The sequence below is a fragment of the Stenotrophomonas sp. GSD10 genome (assembly GCF_056172695.1).
Map to the genome: position 1 here is coordinate 878,643 of NZ_JAOCMC010000002.1, position 19,557 is coordinate 898,199.

Consider the following 19,557-nt stretch of genomic DNA (forward strand, 5'->3'; position numbering starts at 1 on the left):
GCTTCTGCATGCACCCCATCCACGCACGGCGTGGATCTACCGCTCACGGCCTTGTTGCCGGGTTCGCCGCTTCTGGTGGGGTTCGGGCGCCCCATGACCTTTGGCCATAGGGCAGGGCACTGTACAGGCCTAGCATCGGAGGATTCTCCGTTGTTGGATGCCGCCTGATGAAGACCCGTGCCCTGGTGATGTCCGTGCTGTTCGCGCTGGGCGCAACGCCCGCACTGGCGCAGACCTCGCCGCCGGCCAACGCCGCCGCCCCCGGCCTGCTGCGTATCGATGTGGACGCGCGCGACCTGGCCCGGCGCATCTTCAAGGTTACCGCCACCGTGCCGGCCAAGCCTGGCCCGATGACGCTGCTGTATCCGCAGTGGATTCCCGGCAACCATTCGCCCACCGGCCCGATCGACAAGCTGGCCGGCCTGCGCGTCACCGCCAACGGCAGGCCGCTGGCCTGGCAGCGTGATCAGTTCAACGTCTATGCCTTCAAGGTAGAGGTGCCCGAAGGCGTGAGCGAGATCGTCGCCCACTTCGATTTCCTGTCCTCGCAGGGCGGCGGCCAGGGCCGGGTGGTGATGACCCCGGAGATGCTCAACCTGCAATGGAACGCCAACTCGCTGTATCCGGCCGGTGTCGATGCACGCCAGTTGCAGACGCAGGCCAGCGTGACCCTGCCCAAGGGCTGGTCGTTCGCCACCGCACTGGAAACCGCGCGCCGCGACGGCGACACCGTGGTGTTCAAGCCGATTTCCTATGACCATCTGGTCGACTCGCCGCTGTTCGCCGGCGAACACTACCAGCGCATCGACCTAGATCCGGGCGCGAGGGTGCCGGTGCACCTCAACGTGTTCGCCGACGAGGCCAGGTCGCTGAAGCCGACCGACGCGCAGATCACGATGCACCGCGCGCTGGTGCAGCAGGCCGACAAGCTGTACGGTGCGCGTCACTACAACCACTATGAATTCCTGCTGGCGCTGACCGACCGCCTCGGCGGCATCGGCCTGGAGCACCACCGCTCCAGCGAGAACAGCGCCGATCCGGGCTACTTCACCGAGTGGGACAGCAACGCCTGGATGCGTGACCTGCTGCCGCACGAGTACACCCATTCCTGGAACGGCAAGTACCGCCGTGGCGCCGATCTGGCCACCGCCAACTTCAACGTGCCGATGGGCGACAGCCTGCTGTGGGTGTACGAAGGGCAGACCCAGTTCTGGGGCCAGGTGCTGGCGGCGCGCTCGGGCCTGTGGTCGGTCGCGCAGGCACGCGACATGCTGGCCAATGTGGCCGCCACCTATGACCGTGGTCGCCCGGGGCTGGCCTGGCGCCCGCTGCAGGACACCACCAACGACCCGACCATCGCCCAGCGCCGCACCCTGCCGTACCGCAACTACCAGATGAGCGAGGACTACTACTCCGGCGGCCAGATGCTGTGGCTGGAAGTGGAAGGCAAGCTGCGCGAGCTGAGCGGCAACCGCCGCAGCCTGGATGACTTCGCGCGCGCGTTCTTCGGCGTCGGCAATGGCGACTGGGACGTCAACCCGTACACCTTCGACGACGTGGTGGCGACCTTGAACGGCATCGCGCCGTATGACTGGGCGACCTTCCTGCGCGGCCGCCTGGACGGGCATGGTTCGCTGACCGGCGGCCTGGCGCTGGCCGGCTGGACGCTGGTCTACCGCGATACCCCGAACGAGGCCTACAAGGCGCAGGAGAAGCGCGCCAAGGCGGCATTGCTGGCCTACTCGGTGGGCGCGACGGTGCTCGACAGCGGCACGGTCGGCGATGTGATCTGGGACAGCCCGGCGTTCAATGCAGGGTTGGCGCCGGGCATGAAGGTGATCGCCGTCGGCGGCCGCGAGTACAGCAGTCAGCGGCTGAAGGATGCGGTTGCGGCTGCGGCGAAGGACAAGGCGCCGATCGTGCTGCTGGTGAAGCAGTTCGACCGCATCGAGACGATGAACATCGACTACCACGGTGGCCTGCAGTACCCGGTGCTGGAGCGCATTGCCGGCAAGCCTGACCGTCTGGCCGAACTGTGGAAGGCACGATGAAACCGCGCGTGCGCGACGGCGTGATCCTGCTGATGGCGGTCCTCGCCATCGTTGGCGCGTTCCTGCACGGCGATGGGCGCTGGCTGCACTGGTTGGCCAAGCCGGCGACCACGCTGCTGATCGCGGCCATCGTCTGGCAGGCGCGCGATTCCGCGCGGCCGTTCTACCGGCGCGCGGTGCTGGCCGGCATGCTGTTGTCGTGCCTGGGCGACATCGCGCTGATGTTGCCGGTGGATGCGTTCGTGCCCGGCCTGATCGCCTTCCTGCTGGCGCACCTGTGCTACATCGCCGCCTTCCGCGAGGGCCTGCGCGCGGGCCGTGGGCTGCTCGCCGCCGCCCTGTTGCTGGGCGCGTTCGCCGTGCTCAACGTGATGGGCCTGTGGCCGCATCTGCCGGCGCCGATGCGCATTCCGGTGCTGGCCTACGTGGTGGTGCTGGCGTCGATGGCGGTGCTGGCACTGGCACGGCTGTGGCGCCGTCCGCCGCCCGCCGCGTGGGAAGCGGGCAGTGCGCGTTGGGCCGCGGCCGGCGCGCTGCTGTTCGTGGCCAGCGATTCCCTGCTGGCCTGGGACCGCTTCGGCGGCGGCCTGCCGCTGGCCAGCCTGCTGGTTCTGTCCACCTACTATGCCGCGCAGTACGCGATCGCCCGCTCGGTGAAACAGCAAAAGGAGCCGGAGGGGATTAAGTCCTATCCGGCATCCATGGCAGAAACGACTTGATCCCCTCCGTCCCCTTTTTCTCAGCGGAACTGCAGGGTCAGCAGGACGTAGCGGCCGAGCGGATCATCCAGCCCCGGCATCTGCCCACCGTTGCCGACCAGGTAGTTCACTGGTTGTGCGTCCAGTACGTTGTGCACATCCACGGCCGCGACAATCCGAGGGCCGAGCCGGCGTGCCAGGTGCAGGTTCCAGCGCAGCTGCCGGGGGTTCATGCAGTGGTTCAGTTCGCGCTGGTCGTCCGGGCATTCCGCGCCGGGCAGCCAGGCGCGCGTGCGGCCCACCTGGTTGCCGCGCAGGGCGACATCCCAGTTGCTGTTCTGCCATTGCACGTTGAGTACGGCGGCCGTCGTCGGGGTGACGTGGCCGCGCAGGTCCACCGCCGCGTCCTGGCCGCGGTCGCGGCGAAGCGCCTGTTGCTTCAGTGCGTCCAGCGAGAACAGCCACTGGCCGTTGCCACCGGCATCGATGCGGTACTCGCCGCGCATCACCCAGTTGCGTGAGGTGGTGCGGCCGATGTTGTCGAAGGACAGGCGCAGGCTGCGCAGGTGGCCGTCCTCATCCAGTTCCCAGGTGCTGCTGTTCCATACCGCATCGGCCGGTTGCAGGGCCAGGATCTCGTTGCGCAGCTCGACGATGTTGTGGGTCAGCGACAGCGAGACCGTATCAGTGGGCGTCCACGATGCGGCCAGCGAGTGGCTGCGTGATCGCTCCGGCTTCAATGCATCGTTCTCGAACACCTCGGCAGTGACACTGCAGCGGCCACCGCTGGCGAGCTGTGCGCATTCGGGCAGGGCACTGGATGCAGGCAGCTCGATTGAACCGAAGTAACCGGGCGGTCGGCGCTGCTCGAACAGGCTGGGGGCTCGGTAGCCGCGTCCGCTGGCCAGCAGGAACGACCAGTGCGCGGTGGGGCTCCAGCGCAGCCCGGCGCGCGGCGAGAACGCGCTGTAGCCGCCATCGCGATCGGCGCGCGCGGCCAGGTCCATGCGCAGCGTGGGCGCCAGCGGCAGGCCGAGTTCGGCGTAGGCGCCGCCACTGCGGCGTGACAGCCGCCGCTGTTGCTGCGGCAGCCCCAGCGCCAGGTCGCCCTTGCTCAGCAGCGCGTCGGGATGCGATGTCCAGCGTTCCTGGCGCACATCAACGCCGGTGGCCAGCTGGGCATGCCCCTGGCAACGGCATCAGTTCGCGCTGTATGCCCCACCAGCCCTGCCACTGTTCGGTGCGGCCGCGATTGCGGATGGAAGGGAACAGCTGCTGGGCCGCATCCGTGCGCAGCGTGGTGAAGCCAGGCAGGAAGTCGAGCGCTTCGGCCGCCCGCAGCAGTGGCTCGGTACGCACCGTGCCCGACGTGGCCAGCGTGACGTCGCTGCGCTGGGCGCTGATGCCGGCGTCCCAGCTGCGCCCACGCTGTTCGCGGCCGAGCCCGAACGCCAGATCCGCATCGGTAGCGCGCACCCGTGGGCGCACATTGCCGGCCTCGCGCAGCACACTGTTGAAGGTGAAACCGTACAGGCCGATCGCCACCGCCGTAGGCCCCAGGTCGAAGCGCTGCCGGTTGTGGCTGGCCCGTGCCTCGGCATAGGCGTAGCGCCCGTCGCCACGCTCATGGCGGTAGCGCAGGTAGGCCGAGGCAGTGTCCGAGGCGGGCTGGATCGAACGCGGGCGTGCGCTGTCGAACCAGCAGCCATCGTCACGGCGCTGCAGCGGTGCCTCGCAACTGCGCGCCGGCCAGTAGCGGTTGCCCTGGAACGCGCCGATCAGGTACTGCGAGGTTTCCGCATGCCAGTCGCGGCGATCGCCGGCCACGTGCTCGATGCGGTACAGGTCGATGCCGGCAAACCAACGGTCGCCACCGTCGCGGACACCGCCGGTGGCCGCCTGCACGCGGTACTGGCCAGCGTCACCGCGGCTGCTCAGGCCGGTCTGCAGCATCGCCTCGGGGCCTTCGGCCTGGTCGCGCAGGATGATGTTGACCACGCCGGACATCGCATCGGCGCCATAGATGGCCGAGGCGCCGCCGCGCACCAGTTCGATGCGTTCGACGAAGCTGAGCGGGATGCCGCCGAGGTCGGTGAGGCCGCCCTGTTCCAACGACACCATCGGATAGCGCGGCAGGCGCCTGCCGTTGACCAGGAACAGCGTGGCACGTGGCCCCATGCCGTCCAGGCTGGTGGTGGTGGCCGCGCCGACCGGCAGGTACTGCGAATCGCCACTGCGCGAGGTGCTCATCGCCGGGTGGCCGTTCATGCCGGGCAGGTGCCGCAGCAGATCGAACAGGCTGCCGTAGCCGCTGCGCAGGATGTCGTCGCGGTCGATGATGGTTACCGGCAGCGTGGTCTGCACCGACGTGCGTGGCAGCCGGCTGCCAGTGACGTGGATCGGTGCCAGCTCCACCTGTGGCGGTGCATCCGGTGCCTTGCGTGGCGCTGCCAACGCGGGGCGCGTGGCAACCTCGGCTGGCGCCGGCACGGTGGCACGCGTACGGCGCACCACGAATCCGCCGGACGGTGTACGCAGGATGGTGACCGGAAGGCCGGCGACCAGTTCCTTCAGCGCCGCCGCCACATCGCGGCGGCCGTGGCTGCCACTGCTGCGCAGACCGTCCAGTTCGCGCGCGTCGAACAACAGCGCGATGCCACTCTGCCGCGCCCACTGCTGCAATGCCGGGGCCAGTGGCCCGGCGGCAACATCGATGTCCAGCGTGCCGGTGGTCTCGGTCGCGAAAGCCGGCGATGTGGCGAGCGCCAGCACGATGCAAAGCAGACTGCGGCGCAGCCCTGCCTGCAGCGTGCCCGGTACTGCCCTCACCGCCGTTCTCCTCAGTAGGTGCGGCGCAGTTCCAGCGCGCCGTCCGGACGCGTCTGGCCAGCCACGGACCACCCCAGTTCCAGCGCCGCCAGCAGTTCCTGTGCATCACCGGCGCGGAAGGTGCCACTCACCGCCAGGTCGGCGATCTGCGGATCGGCGATCACCAGCGGGGTACGGCCATAACGATTCATGCGTTCGACCACGATCGACAACGGCGTGCCGTCGAACACCAGCTTGCCGTGCAGCCAGCCTTCGGCGGCGGCGTTGGACGACAGCGCCGGACCCGGCTCGATGCGCCCGGAAGGCGACACCTGCAGCTGCTGGCCCGGCGCCAGAGTGTGCTGGGCGCTGCCGTTGCTGACTTCCACCGCGCCCTCCAGCAGCGCCACTTCAACCCGGCCATCGCGCAGGCGCTCGACCTGGAAGGTGGTGCCGATATCGCGGATGGTGCTGTCGCCGGCGCGCAGCTGCAGCGCTTTGCTCGACGGTGCAACCTGCAACTGCACGCGCCCGCGTTCAAGCACCAGTGCGCGGTGTCGCCAGCCGAAGCGGGCGTCCAGCGTGGTGCCGGCATCGAGGGTGACCACGCTGCCATCGGCCAGCGTCTGCTGCCGGGGTTGCAGGGAATCGTTGGCATAGTGCAATGGCGTCGGGTTGCCATCGACGGCCACCATCCAGCCGATGCCGATGGCCAGGCAGAGGCCGGCTGCCGCCGCCATCGCCGGCCACAGCGGGCGCCGCGGCGGGCGTGCCGCGCGGGCCGCCGCCGTGCGCAACCACGGATCGGTCGCCAGCGCCTGGCCGCGCTGGAACAGGCGCTCGGCCTGGACCCAGGCGGTCACATGGGCGGGATTCTCGGCCAGCCAGTCTTCGAACGTCTCGCGCTCATCCGCAGTGCAGTCCGGTGCTTCCAGCCGCGCCACCCAGGCGCTGGCGCACTCGAACAGCCGGGCGTCATCCTTGTGCCGGTTGCCGCTCATTCGTTGTCCCTGTCGTTGTGCAACGGATCCGATCCGAGTTCCTGGCGCAGGCCCTGCAGCGCACGGGCGATATGTTTTTCCACGGTCTTGGCGGTAATTCCACAGTGCCGCGCGATCTGGGTATAGCTCATGCCGGTGATGCGGTTGAGCAGATAGACCTCACGAGCGCGCTCGGGCAGCTTGAACAGGGCCTGCCGCAGCAGGGACAGCATCTGTCCGGACTCGGCCTGGCGCAATGGATCGGGCGACGAGCTGGACGGCTCGTTGCTCCCTTCGTGCTCGGCCAATGACAGGTGCGGCCGCGACTGCGGCGAACGGCCGCGGTCTGCCAGGCGGTTGCGGGCGATACGATACAGCAGCAGGCGCAGTTCGTCGGCGCCGTGCGCACGGTAGCGGATCAACCGTTCCATGCAATCCTGTGCGATGTCCTCTGCATCGTCCGGTCCGACGCCACGCATGCGCAGGAACGCGCACAACGGCCCGCGTTCTTCCCGTACGAACGCAATGAATGCATCCGCAGGCGCGGACAGGTCCGGCGCGCGATGGAGCAGAGGAGAGGGGGTGGACAGGGCTGGCCTCGGACAACGGTGGCGGGGGCACCTTCGAGTTTTACGCGACCGTGACCGGATGGGGAAGAGTGTGATGTGCCATCGCGCGGATCGTGAATGAATTCATGCTTGGCGTGGCCATCGACTGGGGGTGTCCGTGTCCAAAGAACGTTATATGTAACGGCGGGAGCCGTAGGCTTGGCTGTGCCAGGGGCGTTCCGCCCTGCCTGTGGCTGAGGTATGGTCGGCGTGGACCTTTGCCCTGCCCCTGCCATGCAGATTGCCGTCTTCAGCGCCCGCCCCTACGACCGCCGTTTCCTGGACGAGGCCAATCTGCGCGATGCGGCCGGGCAGGGCTTTACGTTCGTGTACTTCGAGGCCGCGCTGGACGTGCATACCGCTGCGCTCGCACAGGCGTGCGCCGGCGTCTGCGTGTTCGTCAACGACCGCCTGGATGCGCCGGTACTGCACGCCCTGCATGCACACGGCGTACGCGCCGTGCTGCTGCGCTGCGCCGGTTTCAACAACGTGGATCTGGCCGCCGCGAAGGCGCTGGACCTGTTCGTGGCACGGGTGCCGGCATACTCGCCCGAGGCCGTGGCCGAACATGCGCTGGCGCTGGTGATGACCCTCAACCGCCAGACCCATCGCGCCTACAACCGGGTGCGAGAGGGCAACTTCATGCTCGATGGCCTGCTGGGGCGCACCCTGCATGGGCGCACGGTCGGCATCGTCGGTACCGGCAAGATCGGCCTGGCGACCGCGCGGATCTTCAAGGGCATGGGCTGCACCGTGCTGGGGCATGACCCGTACCCCTCAGCGGACTTCGCGAACGTGGGTGAGGGAGTGGGGCTGGACGAGCTGCTGGCGCGCGCCGACATCGTGTCACTGCATTGCCCGCTGACACCGGACACCCACCATCTGATCAACGATGCCTCGCTGGCCCGGATGAAACCGGGTGCGATGCTGGTCAACACTTCGCGTGGCGGCCTGGTCGATACCCATGCAGTGATCCGCGCGCTGAAGTCGCGCCGGCTTGGTCATCTGGCCATTGATGTCTACGAGCAGGAGAGTGCGCTGTTCTTCCAGGACCTGTCTGGCGAGATCATCGACGACGAAGCCTTCCAGCGCCTGATGACTTTCCCCAACGTGCTGGTGACCGGCCACCAGGGATTCTTCACCGTGGAGGCGCTGCAGGAGATCTCGGCGATCACGCTGGGCAACCTGCAGGATTTCGCCGCAGGGCGCGCCTGCGTCAATGCGGTGGGGACGGGCTGATAATGCGGCCAGGTCGGCCACCGACGATGCCTGCAGAGGGAGTAATGCATCCATGACCCAGGCGACGTTCAGGGCCATCATGAAGTGGATCAATCTGGCGGTCGCGCTGCTGATCATCCTGCTGGCGACGCGTTACCTGTGGAGCCGGGCCAGCAGCGGACAGCTGGGCGGCATGCATGACGTTGCCCTGGTCGGCCTTTCGTTGTTCTGCGTGTTTTTCGGGGTGCTGACCGTGCAGTCGATCCGCCGCAGCAGGGGCAGGCAGGGGTAGCGCCTGCAGGCCGACCTCGATTGACCTGCTGATCGCCACCCCCTACAATTCCCTGCTAGGCCGGAATAGCTCAGTTGGTAGAGCGGCGCATTCGTAATGCGTAGGTCGCAGGTTCGACTCCTGTTTCCGGCACCAGTTGCATGAAAAGCCCCGGCCTTGGTCGGGGCTTTTTTGTGCTCCGGTAGTTCCGGCCGCTGGCCGGCAACCCGTAGTGCCAGCCTCCATCGCGCGGAGGATGGTCACGTACATCCACACCGATGCACAGGGCTCGGTTGTGGCCAAGCGTGATGCCCATGGCAGCGTGATCAAACGCTACGACTACGAGCCCTACGGGGCCCTGGTGGGGGCGGGTCACGGATGGGTCGGGGTATTCCGGGCATGTGAGCGATTCGGCTGTCGGACCAAGTACAGGCAGCAGCGGTACATTGATCCGCTGGAGGGCGCGTTCCTGTCCGTGGATCCGATAACGGCCAATGAGCAGCCGGTGGGGCAGTTCAATCGCTACGCGGCATATAAGCTGGCAGTCTGCGGGTAAGAGATGTGAGGGCACACGCCATAAGAGCATCCTGATCGCAGCAACCGCATGCCAATGTTCCCGGTGCAACCAATACCAACGGAACCCAATGGCTTCCAATCAATCAATGAACTGGAGCTGCGTACGTCATGGAAACTGAAGCTGCAATCATTGAAATGACGAAGCTCGTGAGAGGATTTGCGCTGGGGGCTGTTGATGCTCGGGCCTTCATCGAGAAGTACTCGAACTTCTACTACTACGAAGCGCTGGACGGACATGAGGGTTCCAGTGCTCTGCTTCCCGGGAGCATGATGATGCTCGGGCCTGCTATCGAACTGCATCGTCGCGTTCAAGAGGAAGTGGTCAACAGGATCTCGTTCGATGCGGGGCTTTCAGCTGAAGCAATGAGTATGGCTGGGCGACTGTCTCCGGCTGAAGCGCGGGAACGTGCGCTGACGATATGTGCAGATGTTGGGATTGAAGCCGTTCTGTCGATGGAAGAAGCGATGAGTGGACAGCGTTCTGCAGATTTTGAAGCGTGGCGACCCGAAGGAATGAATGGGAGCTGCGCTTGGAATGTTGGAGAAGTCAGATATTTGATTGATGGATCTCTGGCCGTGGACTTGTTCAATAGTGCAGGGCAGAGGGCGTGGGTTCTGGTGTTTGAAACGCCGCTGACCATGCGCATTACCCAGGCGGGAAACCTGCAGGAGTACTGGGAGTCAGGCTTGGTGGTGCGCGGGCATAACCTGATGCGCGCAACCCGCTCGTCGTTGCTGACTTGGTTGGAGAACTCCAGCGGTTGCGTTCATGTGTCAGGCCAGATGGTGCATTACGCCGTATTCTCCGACGACGCCTGTATTAAAGTTATCTCTCGCGTGGCGCCTTCCTTGGTGCCTGCATCACCATAGGTTCAATGTATTCCACCGCCGGTTCCCGCGGTGACGCACCCGAGTCACGTCGGCAAGCACAGAAACCAGAATCGTGATCAATCCCCTTGAAGCGCTGGAATCCCGCCTGGCGGACGGCGCCGGTGTCTACGTGAGCCCCGGCGTTGACCCTGCGGACTATTTCAACGAGATTGCAGAGGATATTCGGCGCAATCAATGCCTGCCGTTCCTGGTCTCTGCGGTCGTCATGGCGCCAGGTATTCCCGGTTTTGAGCCGGGAGAGAAAATAGCCGGCGTGTGCGTTGCCAGGGCCAAGGGGCGCTGGTTGGTATATCGGGAACAAGACGACCTGTTTCTCGCCTTCTGGGAGGCAGCGCCGAGGGTCTCGGCGCGCACGGAATCTTTGGCAGCCCGTTGTACTGCTGGTCGGCCTGAGTGCCTGGCCCCGAGGATGGTTGAACGCTTCGACGTGAAGCGCGGAGCGCTATTGGCCTAGCGTCGCACCCACGCCGGGGGCATCTTCACCCCGGCCGATGCGAAGCCGGCTTCCACGCCAGTTGCTCACGATGGAAGCATCCCAGCGCCCGCAGGTAGCCGCCGGCCGCTCCCGCAACCACACCGCAGGCCAGCCGGCCTGCCATGTCCGCCCATCGGCCCGCGCGAACCCGCAGCCAGGGCAGGGTGCCCAGCAGTTGCGCGCCCAGCAGCAAGGCCAGCACATCCAGCCCCAGCGCATCGACCAGCGGCAGCAATGGCAGCAGATCCGGATTGCAGGCCAGCACGATCAGCAGCCCGGCGCCGAGCAGGGCGGTCGCGCGCTGCGCGAGGGGGAGGCCAGCCAGCGCCGCACAGCATTGAGGCCATGTCTGCTGATCGGCGCACCCGGGGCGTCCCTGCTCATGCCGTGGCTCCGTCGGCGGGGCCTTTCAGTTCGATGGTGTTGCCATCCGGGTCGGTGAAGTAAAGCGACAGCCCATCACCTTCAGCGCCGAAATTGACGTCGGCCGGCCCGGCCACCGGCACACCCAACGCCTGCAGGTGTGCGATCAAGGCAGGCTCGTCGAAGGGGGTGATACGCAGGCACAGGTGATCGGTGTTGCGACCCTCCGCCTCGGGCCCGCGCCCGCCGCGCTGGCCCAGCGGGCCGTCCAGGCTCACCAGGTCGATCATCGATGCCCCCGCACGCAGATGCACCAGACCCAGGTGATCGCGCCGCCGCACCACCTCACAGCCCAGCACCTGTCCGTAGAACGCCACGCTGCGCGCCAGGTCGCGAACCCGGAACACCACGTGGTCGATGCGCTCAACAACAAACGGCCTTGCCATCCGATCCATCCTCCCAGTGCAGATGCTGCTACCTGAATATGTTCAGTGAACTTTGCCGGGTCTGTTGCTTCGGTGCCCGGCGGCCTGATGCTACGCTGCGCGTCCTGTGGTGATCTGCCCGCGCCGGCTGCGCGGTGCGACAACGTGTCGCAGCCAGATTGACGCCTTTCCTGCGCCCGATCATTGTCAATGTCTTTCTTAAATGGTGGGTGACGGCCTAAAATTGAAAGGCTGACTCGACCCCACCTCACTGCCTGTCTCACCACAGGCGGGACCGGCTTTGCCGGAGCGGGCAGGACGGGGAACGGCATTCCCTCGCAATTGGATCGACCGATGATTCCGTTGAAAACCCTTGGGCGCTGGTTGCGCCCGGGCCTGCTGCTGTCGTTGCTGGTGATGCTCACCGGTTGCGATGCGGTGGCCATCCTCAGTCCGAAGGGCCAGATCGGCCAGGATGAGAAGACCCTGCTGATCACGGCCACCGTGCTCATGCTGCTGGTCGTCATCCCGGTCATCATCATGACCCTGACCTTCGCGTGGAAGTATCGCGCCTCCAACACCAAGGCCCGGTACGAGCCGAAGTGGTCCCACTCGACGGCGATCGAGGTGGTGGTGTGGTCGATCCCCTGCATGATCGTGCTGGTGCTGGCGGTCCTGACCTGGCGTTCGTCGCACGCGCTTGACCCGTACAAGCCGCTGGAATCGGACGTCAAGCCGGTCACCATCGAGGCGATCTCGCTGGACTGGAAGTGGCTGTTCATCTATCCGGAAGAGAAGGTGGCGGTCGTCAACGAAATCAAGTTCCCGGTCAACACCCCGCTGAACTTCAAGATCACGTCCGACACGGTGATGAATGCGTTCTTCATCCCGCACCTGGGCAGCATGATCTACTCGATGGCCGCGATGGAGACCAAGCTCCATCTGATCGCCAACGAGACCGGTGAATTCCCGGGCATGTCCTCGCACTACAGCGGCGCGGGCTTCGCCAAGATGCACTTCACCGCCTACTCGGTCACCGATGCCGAATACCGCCAGTGGCTGGACCAGGTCCGTGCCGGCGAGCAGACCCTGGACAAGGCTTCGTTCAAGGCCCTGGGTGAGGCGCGCAACGCCGAGTGGTACCCGGTGACCTACTTCGGCAAGACCGAAGAAGGCCTGTTCAACTGGGTCATCGCCAAGCACATGGGCGACAACAAGCACTACGGCATGAAGCATGAACATGCCGGTGCCGCCGCTGCCGATGCCGCCAGCCATGAAGCGCACGAGGGCCACGCCCCCAGTGACGCGCATGATTCCAAGGAATCGGGTGAAAACCTGGATGCCAACGAACACGAACACGCAGGCCATGCCGGCCACGCGGGTTCGGGAGAATGAACATGTTGGGAAAACTCTCTCTTGAGTCGATCCCCCACGATCCGATCGTGCTGACCACCCTGGTCGGCGCGGTGCTGGGTGGCCTGGGCGTCATGGCCCTGATCACCAAGTTCAAGCTGTGGGGCTATCTGTGGAAGGAGTGGTTCACCTCGGTGGACCACAAGAAGATCGGCGTGATGTACCTCATCGTCGCCTTCGTCATGCTGCTGCGCGGCTTCTCCGACGCCATCATGATGCGTACCCAGCAGGCGCTCGCCGTCGGCGGGTCCGAGGGTTACCTGCCGCCGCACCACTACGACCAGATCTTCACCGCCCACGGCGTGATCATGATCTTCTTCGTGGCGATGCCGCTGATCACCGGCCTGATGAACCTGGCCGTGCCGCTGCAGATCGGTGCGCGCGACGTCGCGTTCCCGTTCGTCAACTCGCTCAGCTTCTGGCTGTTCGTGTCGGGCGCTGTGCTGATCATGCTGTCGCTGTGGATCGGTGAGTTCGCTGCCACCGGCTGGCTGGCGTTCCCGCCGTTGTCGGGCATCGAATACAGTCCAAGCGTCGGCATGGACTACTACATCTGGGGTCTACAGGTCGCAGGCCTGGGTACCACGCTGAGCGGTATCAACTTCTTCATCACCATTTTGAAGATGCGTACCCCCAGCATGAAGCTGATGCAGATGCCGGTGTTCACCTGGACCGCGCTGGTCACCAACGTGCTGATCGTCGCCGCCTTCCCGGTGCTGACCATCACCCTGGTGCTGCTGACCCTGGACCGTTACCTGGGTACGCACTTCTTCACCAATGACGGTGGCGGCAACGCCATGCTGTACATCAACCTGATCTGGATCTGGGGTCACCCGGAGGTGTACATCCTGGTCCTGCCGGCGTTCGGTGTGTTCTCCGAAGTCATCGCGACCTTCTCGCGCAAGGCGCTGTTCGGCTACAAGGGCATGGTCTACGCCACCGCCTGCATCGGCGTGCTGTCGTTCATCGTGTGGCTGCACCACTTCTTCACCATGGGTTCGGGTGCCAACGTCAATGCCTTCTTCGGCATCACGACGATGATCATCTCGATCCCGACCGGCGTGAAGATCTTCAACTGGCTGTTCACCATGTTCCGCGGTCGCGTGCAGTTCACCACGCCCGTGCTGTGGACCATCGGCTTCATGGTCACCTTCACCATCGGCGGCATGACCGGCGTGATGCTGGCGATCCCGGCCATCGACTTCGTGCTGCACAACAGCCTGTTCCTGATCGCCCACTTCCACAACGTCATCATCGGCGGCGTGGTGTTCGGCATGTTCGCCGGCATCACCTACTGGTGGCCGAAGATGTTCGGCTTCCGCCTGAACGAGTTCTGGGGCAAGTGCGCGTTCTGGTGCTGGTTCATCGGCTTCTATGTGACCTTCATGCCGATGTACGTGCTGGGCTTCATGGGCATGACCCGTCGTCTGCAGAGCACCGTGAACCCGGCCTACGAGCCGCTGCTGCTGGTGGCTGCCGCAGGTGCCTTCATCGTCGGCGCCGGCATCCTGTGCCAGATCATCCAGGTGGCCGTGTCGATCCGCGACCGCAAGAAGACCGTCGACCTGACCGGCGATCCGTGGGATGCCCGTACGCTGGAGTGGGAAACCTCTTCGCCGCCGGCCTTCTACAACTTCGGCACGCTGCCGGAAGTCACCGAGCTGGACGATTTCTGGGAGCGCAAGCAGCGTGGTGAAGCCTGGCCGAAGCCGGCCAAGTACACCGACATCCACATGCCGCGCAACACCGGCACGGGCGTTGTCATCGGTGCCTTCAGCCTGGTGTTCGGCTTCGCGATGATCTGGCACATCTGGTGGCTGGCCATCGTCGGCTTCGTCGGCATGATCGCCACGTTCATCTACCGCACCTTCGACCAGGACGTGGACTACTGGGTCCCGGCCGCTGAGGTGGAACGCATCGAGAACGAACACCGCAAGCACCTGGAAAGCCAGGGCCTGGTGAAGTCGGAGCTGAAGGCATGAGCACCAATACCTCGACCCTGAGCCACGGGCACGCCGCGCACGCGACGGCCCATGGCCATGACGACCACGAGCACCACGACACCGGCGGCAACACCGTCTTCGGTTTCTGGGTGTACCTGATGAGCGACTGCCTCATCTTCGCCTCGCTGTTTGCCACCTATGTGGTGCTGGCCGGCGGTACCGATGGTGGCCCCGGCGCGAAGGACCTGTTCGAGCTGCCGTTCGTGGCGTGGGAAACCGCGCTGCTGCTGACCTCGTCGCTGACCTTCGGCCTGGGCATGATCGCCATGCACCGCAAGCAGATGGGCCAGATGTACCTGTGGCTGGCCATCACCTGGCTGCTGGGCTTCGGCTTCATGTGCATGGAAGTGTGGGAGTTCCAGCACCTGATCCACCAGGGCTATGGTCCGGACCGCAGTGCCTTCCTGTCGGCGTTCTTCGCCCTGGTCGGTACCCACGGCCTGCACGTCAGCGCCGGCCTGCTGTGGCTGCTGGTGATGTTCGTGCAGCTGAAGAAGTACGGCCTGACCCCGACCAACAAGACCCGCATGGCGTGCCTGAGCCTGTTCTGGCACTTCCTGGACCTGATCTGGATCGGCGTGTTCTCCGTCGTCTACCTCAATGGAGCGCTGTAATGGCACATGACAACCATGCACACGACCACGGCACCGGCGGCGAAAGCCATGGCACCGTGAAGTCGTACCTGATCGGCTTCGTGCTGGCGGTGGTGCTGACCGTCATCCCGTTCTGGATGGTGATGTCGGGCGATTTCTCGCGCACCGTCAACGGTGTGGTGATCGCCATCACCGCGGTCCTGCAGATGCTGGTGCACCTGGTGTTCTTCCTGCACCTGGACCGCTCTTCGGAAAGCCGCTGGAACGTCAACGCTGCGGCCTTCACCGTGGTGGTGATCGGCATCATCGTGGTCGGTACCCTGTGGGTCATGCACAACATGAACGTGCACATGATGCACTGACGTCTTCGCGACGTTGCCACGCAGAAAGGCCGCCCTCGGGCGGCCTTTTTGTTGGCGGATGTATGGGGTCGGGTAGATCCACGCCATGCGTGGATGGAGTCAGAGCCCTTGCCTGCGGCACGGGATCAGACCCCAACGCAGAACCTCAGCCCACCCGGCGCAGGAACTCGTCGGCCTCCATCGGCCGGCCCAGGTGGTAGCCCTGCAGCTGGTCGCAGCCCAGCGCGCTCAGGTATTCACGCTGCGCCTGCGTCTCCACGCCCTCGGCCACCACCTGCAGCTGCAGGGTGCGGCCCAGTGCGATGATCGAGGAGACGATGGCGGCATCTTCGGCATTGCATTCCAGATCGTGCACGAACGCGCGGTCGATCTTCAGTTCGGTGGCCGGCATGCGCTTGAGGTACAGCAGGCTGGAATAACCGGTACCGAAATCATCGATGGCAATGTGCACGCCCATCGCGGTCAGGTCGTTGAGGATCGCCAGGCTGGCGTCCACATCCTTCATCGCGGTGGTCTCGGTGATCTCCAGGGTCAGTCGCGCCGGTTCGATGTGATGCCGCTGCAGCACTTCGCGCACGCTGTCCAGCAGCGCCGGCGAGGCGAACTGCAGGGGTGACAGGTTCACCGCCATCGTCCATTCCCCATGCCCGGCGTCGTGCCATGCGCGCAGCTGCGCACAGGCGCGGTCCAGCACCCAGTCGCCGATTGGCAGGATCAGACCACTGCGCTCGGCGATGGGAATGAACACGTCCGGCGCCAGCAGGCCCAGTTCCGGGTGCTGCCAGCGCAGCAGTGCCTCGGCACCGGTGGCCGGGGCACCGGCGGCCGGGAACTTGGGCTGGTAGTGCAGCACCAGTTCGCCGCGTGCGATCGCCTTGCGCAGGTCCTGCAGCAGGCGCAGCTGCCGGTTGGCACTGAGCTGCATCGAGGGAGTGAAGAAGGTGTAGCCGTTACGGCCGGTTTCCTTGGTGTGGTACATCGCCGCGTCGGCGTGTGCCATCAGCTCGCGCTCATTGCTGGCATCGTCCGGATACAGCGCGATGCCCAGGCTGGCGCTGACCTGCAGCTCGGCGGCGTCCAGCGTGAACGGTTCGCCGGCGGCGGCGATGATGCGCTCGGCCACCACCACCGCGTCATCGGGCGTGTCGATGGCCAGCACGATCACGAACTCGTCGCCGCCCAGGCGGGCGAAGGTGTCCTGTGGCCGCAGCTGGCTGCCGATGCGTTCAGCCACGGCCACCAGCAGGCGGTCGCCGAGCTGGTGGCCATAGACATCGTTGACCGCCTTGAAGCCGTCCAGATCGCAGAACATCACCGCCACGGCGTGCTGCCGCCGGCGTGCCTTCTCGATGGCCTGCTCGATACGGTCCTGCAGCAGCATGCGGTTGGGCAGCTGGGTCAGCGGATCATGCAGCGCGGCCTGGATCAGCTTGTCGTTGGCATGGGCCAGTGAGTCGGCCAGCAGCCCGGTACGCACGCGCATCTGCCGGTCGAACAGCGATGCCACCAGCGCGATGCCGAGGGTCGCCACGGTGGTCACGATCACCAGCATCGCCAGCCAGCGGGTGTCGATTGCGCCGCTGCCGACCGCGCCGCAGATGCTGCCTTGCGGGAAGCGCGCGGCGGCCATGCCGGTGTAGTGCATGCCGACGATGGCCAGGCCCATCAGCAGTGATGCCAGCAGGCGCAGCCGCAGCGTGTTGCGCTGTTCGGCGCGCAGGCGGAAGGCAATCCACAGCGCGGCGCCGGCCGCGCCGATGGCCACCGCGATGGATGCGGCGAACCAGCCGGGGTGGTAGTCGATGCCGGGCTGCATGCGCATCGCCGCCATGCCCAGGTAGTGCATGGCGGCGATCCCCAGGCCCATCAACACCGCGCCCGCCAGCAGGCGGCGCCAGGGCAGGCTGGGGCGCGAGACCAGCCACAAGGCGTAGGCCGAGGCGCCGATCGACACCGCCAGCGAGTACAGGGTGATGGCCAGGTCGTAGCCCACCGGAACTGGCAGACTGAAGGCCAGCATGCCGATGAAGTGCATGGACCAGATGCCCAGGCCCATCGCGGCGGCACCGCCGGCCAGCCACCAGCGCGCCACGCGGCCTTCGGCGGTGGCCAGGCGGCCGGCCATGTCCAGCGCGGTGTATGAGGCAAGAATGGCCACCAGCAGCGAGATGGCGACCAGGCTCTGACTGTAACTGCCAGTCATGTTGAATCCAGTGGGAAAGGAAGGGGCCGCCGCAAGGCGCACGCCCGCGACCCCTATCGGCGCGGGTGGGTGGGACTTGAGCGGTCGCAGCAGCTGCGACCAGGCTCGGCTATCCTGCCACGCCTGTTCCCGTTGCTGGAAATCATCCGATGGCAAAAGCCCGTACCGCCTACGTCTGCAATGAATGCGGCGCCGAGTACAGTAAATGGCAGGGCCAGTGCACCGAGTGCAATGCCTGGAATTCGCTGTCGGAGATCGTCCTGGAAAGCGCCGCCGCAGCCAAGGCGCCGGCCTCGCGACGGGCCGGCTGGGCAGGCAAGATCGATCCGCCGAAGATCACCGCGCTGAAGGATGTCGAGCAGACCGAGCATCGCCGGGTCAGCACCGGCATTGGTGAATTCGACCGGGTGCTCGGCGGCGGCCTGGTGGAAGGCGCGGTGGTGCTGGTGGGTGGCGATCCGGGCATCGGCAAATCCACCCTGCTGCTGCAGGCGGTGGCGAAGATGGCGGCCGAACTGCCGGTGCTGTATGTGACCGGTGAGGAGTCGCTGGCGCAGGTGGCCGGTCGCGCGCACCGGCTGGAGCTGCCGCTTGATGGCGTCAATGCCTTGGCCGAGACCGGCGTCGAATCGATCCTGCAGCATGCCTCCAGGGCCGGCCCGCGGCTGATCGTGGCCGACTCGGTACAGACCCTGTGGACCGAGAGCCTGACCGCCGCACCCGGCTCGGTCAGCCAGGTGCGCGAGAGCGCGGCACGGCTGGTGCGCTTCGCCAAGGAGACCGGCACCGCGGTGTTCCTGGTCGGTCACGTCACCAAGGAGGGCGGCATCGCCGGCCCGCGCGTGCTGGAGCACATGGTCGATGCGGTGCTGTACTTCGAAGGGGAGAGCGGTAGCCGGTTCCGCCTGTTGCGTGCGTTCAAGAACCGCTTCGGCGCGGTCAACGAACTGGGCGTGTTCGCGATGGGCGACAAGGGCCTGAAGGAAGTCTCCAATCCGTCGGCGATCTTCCTGTCCGGTGGCAGTACCCACCAGCCCGGCAGCTGCGTGATGGTCACCCGTGAGGGCACCCGCCCGCTGTTGGTCGAGGTGCAGGCGCTGGTCGATGCCTCGCCGCTGTCGAACCCGCGCCGTGTCGCCGTTGGCCTGGAGCAGAACCGGTTGGCCATGCTGCTGGCAGTGCTGCATCGCCACGGCGGTGTACTGGTCGGTGACCAGGACGTGTTCGTCAACGTGGTCGGTGGCATCCGGGTTCAGGAGACTGCCGCCGACCTGCCGGTGCTGCTGGCCGTGCTGTCCTCGCTGCAGGACCGGCCGCTGGCGGAAAAGACGATTGCCTTTGGCGAGGTTGGCCTGTCCGGCGAGATTCGCCCGGTGCCCAATGGCGAGGACCGCCTGCGCGAGGCCGCCACCCATGGTTTCAAGCGCGCCATCGTGCCCAAGGCCAACGCACCCAAGGGCGGGTCGGTGAAGGGCATGGAGGTGATCGCGGTGGAGCGCCTGTCCGAGGCCATCGACGCCGCGTAACGCACCGACGGTAGAGTCGAGCTTGCTCGACTGCTGGTCAAACGGCCGTCGAGCAAGCTCGACGCTACGAAGAGCGAACAGCCTTCGAGCAAG

General features: G+C 65.9%; 17 protein-coding genes, 1 tRNA gene and 1 pseudogene. 13 read left to right on the forward strand and 6 right to left on the reverse strand.

All coding sequences use genetic code 11. The features are described 5' to 3' along the window. The first annotated feature begins 167 nt into the window (after positions 1 to 167). Both N4G47_RS04255 and N4G47_RS04260 read left to right on the forward strand, forming a co-directional pair. Complete coding sequence (locus N4G47_RS04255) at positions 168 to 2,051, forward strand: M61 family metallopeptidase (protein ID WP_475285423.1); 1,884 nt, start codon at positions 168 to 170, stop codon at positions 2,049 to 2,051. Beyond that, the gene (locus N4G47_RS04260; RefSeq protein ID WP_475285425.1) at positions 2,048 to 2,770 is read left to right on the forward strand and encodes a lysoplasmalogenase; all 723 of its coding nucleotides are present in this window, start codon (positions 2,048 to 2,050) and stop codon (positions 2,768 to 2,770) included. The genes N4G47_RS04255 and N4G47_RS04260 overlap by 4 nt, the downstream gene beginning before the upstream one ends. A 20-nt stretch (positions 2,771 to 2,790) precedes the next feature. On the opposite strand, the pseudogene N4G47_RS04265 reads toward N4G47_RS04260, so the two are convergent. The 3 genes and pseudogenes from N4G47_RS04265 to N4G47_RS04275 all read right to left on the reverse strand — a co-directional run bounded on the left by N4G47_RS04265 (position 2,791) and on the right by N4G47_RS04275 (position 7,088). Then, positions 2,791 to 5,578: pseudogene (locus N4G47_RS04265) on the reverse strand (TonB-dependent receptor plug domain-containing protein). Positions 5,579 to 5,589: 11 nt separating this feature from the next. Next, entirely contained in the window at positions 5,590 to 6,558 is a 969-nt protein-coding gene (locus tag N4G47_RS04270; RefSeq protein ID WP_475285427.1) for a FecR family protein, read from the reverse strand. Beyond that, positions 6,555 to 7,088, reverse strand: coding sequence for an RNA polymerase sigma factor (locus N4G47_RS04275; RefSeq protein ID WP_107230223.1), 534 nt, complete (start codon positions 7,086 to 7,088; stop codon positions 6,555 to 6,557). The genes N4G47_RS04270 and N4G47_RS04275 overlap by 4 nt, the downstream gene beginning before the upstream one ends. 291 nt (positions 7,089 to 7,379) lie before the next feature. Here N4G47_RS04275 and N4G47_RS04280 point away from each other — a divergent pair, with 291 nt between their 5' ends. The 6 genes from N4G47_RS04280 to N4G47_RS04305 all read left to right on the forward strand — a co-directional run bounded on the left by N4G47_RS04280 (position 7,380) and on the right by N4G47_RS04305 (position 10,555). Further along, the gene (locus N4G47_RS04280) at positions 7,380 to 8,384 is read left to right on the forward strand and encodes a 2-hydroxyacid dehydrogenase (RefSeq protein WP_107230224.1); all 1,005 of its coding nucleotides are present in this window, start codon (positions 7,380 to 7,382) and stop codon (positions 8,382 to 8,384) included. Positions 8,385 to 8,463: 79 nt separating this feature from the next. Continuing rightward, positions 8,464 to 8,655, forward strand: a complete 192-nt coding sequence (locus tag N4G47_RS04285) for a hypothetical protein (protein WP_475285429.1) — start codon at positions 8,464 to 8,466, stop codon at positions 8,653 to 8,655. Positions 8,656 to 8,714: 59 nt separating this feature from the next. Continuing rightward, positions 8,715 to 8,790: transfer RNA gene (locus tag N4G47_RS04290), tRNA-Thr, on the forward strand. A gap of 100 nt (positions 8,791 to 8,890) precedes the next feature. Continuing rightward, on the forward strand, positions 8,891 to 9,190 hold the full coding sequence (locus tag N4G47_RS04295; RefSeq protein WP_475285431.1) for a hypothetical protein: 300 nt from the start codon (positions 8,891 to 8,893) through the stop codon (positions 9,188 to 9,190). Positions 9,191 to 9,318: 128 nt separating this feature from the next. Further along, positions 9,319 to 10,080 (forward strand): hypothetical protein, encoded by a 762-nt coding sequence (locus N4G47_RS04300; RefSeq protein WP_475285433.1) that lies wholly within the window; start codon positions 9,319 to 9,321, stop codon positions 10,078 to 10,080. 73 nt (positions 10,081 to 10,153) lie between these two features. Next, positions 10,154 to 10,555 carry a hypothetical protein gene (locus N4G47_RS04305; protein ID WP_475285435.1) on the forward strand — a complete coding sequence of 134 codons (402 nt, stop codon included), beginning with the start codon at positions 10,154 to 10,156 and terminating at the stop codon, positions 10,553 to 10,555. Between the two features lie 25 nt (positions 10,556 to 10,580). Here N4G47_RS04305 and N4G47_RS04310 read toward each other — a convergent pair whose 3' ends face one another. Both N4G47_RS04310 and N4G47_RS04315 read right to left on the reverse strand, forming a co-directional pair. After that, entirely contained in the window at positions 10,581 to 10,811 is a 231-nt protein-coding gene (locus N4G47_RS04310; RefSeq protein ID WP_475285437.1) for a hypothetical protein, read from the reverse strand. A 145-nt stretch (positions 10,812 to 10,956) separates the two neighbouring features. Next, the gene (locus N4G47_RS04315; protein ID WP_475285438.1) at positions 10,957 to 11,394 is read right to left on the reverse strand and encodes a VOC family protein; all 438 of its coding nucleotides are present in this window, start codon (positions 11,392 to 11,394) and stop codon (positions 10,957 to 10,959) included. Between the two features lie 324 nt (positions 11,395 to 11,718). On the opposite strand from N4G47_RS04315, the gene cyoA reads away from it, so the two are divergent. Genes cyoA through cyoD form a run of 4 tightly spaced genes read left to right on the forward strand, consistent with a single transcriptional unit; the run spans position 11,719 to position 15,735 of the window. Beyond that, on the forward strand, positions 11,719 to 12,759 hold the full coding sequence (gene cyoA / locus N4G47_RS04320) for a ubiquinol oxidase subunit II (protein ID WP_008267587.1): 1,041 nt from the start codon (positions 11,719 to 11,721) through the stop codon (positions 12,757 to 12,759). 2 nt (positions 12,760 to 12,761) lie between these two features. Further along, positions 12,762 to 14,759, forward strand: a complete 1,998-nt coding sequence (gene cyoB, locus N4G47_RS04325) for a cytochrome o ubiquinol oxidase subunit I (protein ID WP_107230229.1) — start codon at positions 12,762 to 12,764, stop codon at positions 14,757 to 14,759. Next, positions 14,756 to 15,394, forward strand: coding sequence for a cytochrome o ubiquinol oxidase subunit III (gene cyoC / locus N4G47_RS04330; protein ID WP_475285441.1), 639 nt, complete (start codon positions 14,756 to 14,758; stop codon positions 15,392 to 15,394). Before cyoB ends, cyoC begins: the two co-directional genes overlap by 4 nt. Further along, positions 15,394 to 15,735: a cytochrome o ubiquinol oxidase subunit IV gene (gene cyoD, locus N4G47_RS04335; RefSeq protein ID WP_005408584.1), complete on the forward strand. Its 342-nt coding sequence runs from the start codon at positions 15,394 to 15,396 to the stop codon at positions 15,733 to 15,735. Before cyoC ends, cyoD begins: the two co-directional genes overlap by 1 nt. 145 nt (positions 15,736 to 15,880) lie before the next feature. Here the strand turns inward: cyoD and N4G47_RS04340 are convergent, their stop codons facing one another. Then, positions 15,881 to 17,938 carry a putative bifunctional diguanylate cyclase/phosphodiesterase gene (locus N4G47_RS04340; RefSeq protein ID WP_475285443.1) on the reverse strand — a complete coding sequence of 686 codons (2,058 nt, stop codon included), beginning with the start codon at positions 17,936 to 17,938 and terminating at the stop codon, positions 15,881 to 15,883. 149 nt (positions 17,939 to 18,087) lie between these two features. Here N4G47_RS04340 and radA point away from each other — a divergent pair, with 149 nt between their 5' ends. Beyond that, positions 18,088 to 19,464 (forward strand): DNA repair protein RadA, encoded by a 1,377-nt coding sequence (gene radA, locus N4G47_RS04345; protein WP_006425111.1) that lies wholly within the window; start codon positions 18,088 to 18,090, stop codon positions 19,462 to 19,464. Positions 19,465 to 19,557: the final 93 nt, after the last annotated feature.